This window comes from Rhizobacter sp. P5_C2, from assembly GCF_054049715.1.
Window position 1 is genome coordinate 1 of record NZ_JBFULV010000230.1, and the last position, 1,890, is coordinate 1,890.

2 protein-coding genes and 1 pseudogene are annotated in these 1,890 nt (G+C 73.7%); all 3 read left to right on the forward strand.

All coding sequences use genetic code 11. The annotated features are described in order from the left end of the window. Positions 1 to 165, forward strand: a pseudogene (locus tag ACXJLU_RS33230) (Fic family protein); the annotation flags it as partial. 20 nt (positions 166 to 185) lie between these two features. Further along, positions 186 to 893 (forward strand): DUF4129 domain-containing protein, encoded by a 708-nt coding sequence (locus ACXJLU_RS33235; protein ID WP_457337989.1) that lies wholly within the window; start codon positions 186 to 188, stop codon positions 891 to 893. After that, the coding region (locus tag ACXJLU_RS33240) for a DUF4350 domain-containing protein (protein ID WP_457337990.1) at positions 890 to 1,890 on the forward strand (1,001 nt) is incomplete at its 3' end. The genes ACXJLU_RS33235 and ACXJLU_RS33240, both read left to right, overlap by 4 nt.

The window sequence follows — 1,890 nt, forward strand, 5'->3', positions numbered from 1 at the left end:
ACCGTGTACTTCCCATCGCAGGTTCCGTCGCTGCTGTCCGAGATGCTGGAGCGCATTCTCGACACGGCGCGCGTCATCAAGAACCCGATCGAAGCGGCCTTCTTCCTGTGGGTCAACATCGCCTACCTGCAGCCGTTCGAGGATGGCAACAAGCGCACGCCTCGGCGGCGTCGGCCCCCGAGGCCGTGGCAGGCCGCCCGTCGCGCGACGAGATCGAAACCGAGCTCGCGACGCTGCGTGCCGACCCGCGCTTCGGCGGCACGCAGAAGCAGAAGACCTGGCGCTTCAAGCCGCGTGAATCCGAGCCGAAGAAGCCCGAGCCGCCGGGCGCGATGCCGGGCTGGTTCAAGTGGTTGCGCGAGTTCGCCGGCTGGGTCACCGCGGCCGGCCGCCTGGTCGTGTGGACGCTCGGCGCGGTGCTGGTCGCGGTGCTGATCGTCGGGCTGCGCTACTGGATCCGCGAGCGCGCCGGCGCGCTGCCGCAGCGGGCGCCGCCGCTGCCCAGCCATGTGCGCGATCTCGACATCCGCCCCGAAAGCCTGCCCGACCGCATCGGCCCGGCCGCTGCCGCGCTGTGGCAGCGCGGCGAGCAGCGGGCTGCCCTGTCGCTGCTGTACCGCGGCGCGTTGTCGCGGCTGGTGCATGGGCATGCGCTGCCGATCCGCGCGGCCAGCACCGAGGGCGAGTGCGTCGCGCTGGCGCGCGAGCGGCTGCCTGCCGAGCCGGCGGATTATTTCGCCCGGCTGGTGAGCGCCTGGCAGCTCGCGGTCTACGGCGCCCGGCTGCCGCAGACCGACGACGTGCTCGCGCTGTGCCGCGAATTCGACGCGCGGCTGCAGGCGCCCACCGCGCCGGTCAGCGCAGCGGCCGTTGTCGGAGCGCAGGCCGCATGAAGCTGCTGACTTCCGACAACCTGCTGCGCGCCGGCATCGCCGCGGTGCTGGTCGGCGGCCTGCTGTGGCTCGCGTCGTGCACCGAATGGGTCGAGGTCGACGTGCCGAAGCCGCCGTCGATCGAGGCGGCGAAGAACGACCTGCTCGCGCTCGAAGACCTGGCGCGCCGGCTCGGCGTGAAGGTCGAGCGGCCGATCGACCTGTCGCAGCTGCCGCCGGCCGGCAGCACCGTCTGGTTCGCGACCTGGCAGGGCAGCATCTTCCCCGGCCGCGGCGAGCGGCTGCGCGCCTGGGTGGCCGACGGCGGACACCTGGTGCTGCAGGCGACCGACCTCAACGAGGCGGAACTCAGCCCCTGGCTGCCGGTGCGCACGCTGAAGCCGGCGGCGCCGGCCGCCCGGCACGGCGCATCCGGTGTGCGTGGACACGACGACGATGAGGACGACGGCGAAGACGAGGATGAAGAGGCCGACGCGCCGTCCGCACCGGCGGCGCAGGCCTCGCGCCCGGCCGCCGGCGGCAAGCACGACATCGACCGCATGCTGGCGCAGATGCGCGAAGGCCCGCCGTGCCGCTCGGTGGCTGAGCCGGAATCGGTGGCTCCGGCCTTCCCGCCGGCGCGCAAATTGATGAGCTGCGCCCACCCGCCGTGGCCGCTCGTGCAGGCCAGGCTGCCGGCCACCTGGCAGCTCGACGCCGAGAACGGCATCGAAGTGCTGCGCGTGCCGCACGGCCGCGGCAGCGTCACCGTGCTGGCCGGCTGGGACCTGCGCGGCAACCGGGCGCTGACGCGCGGCGACAACGGGCTGATCGCGTCCGCCGCGCTGCAACTGCGCCGCGGGCAGCTGCTGTGGATCGTCGAACAGGAATCGCGGGTGTCGTTGACGGCCTGGATCTGGCAGACCGGCGCGGCGGCGCTGCTGCTGGCTGGCCTCGCGCTGCTGCTGGCCTGGTGGCGCGCCGCGCCGCGCTTCGGCCCGCTGACGGTGCCGACGCC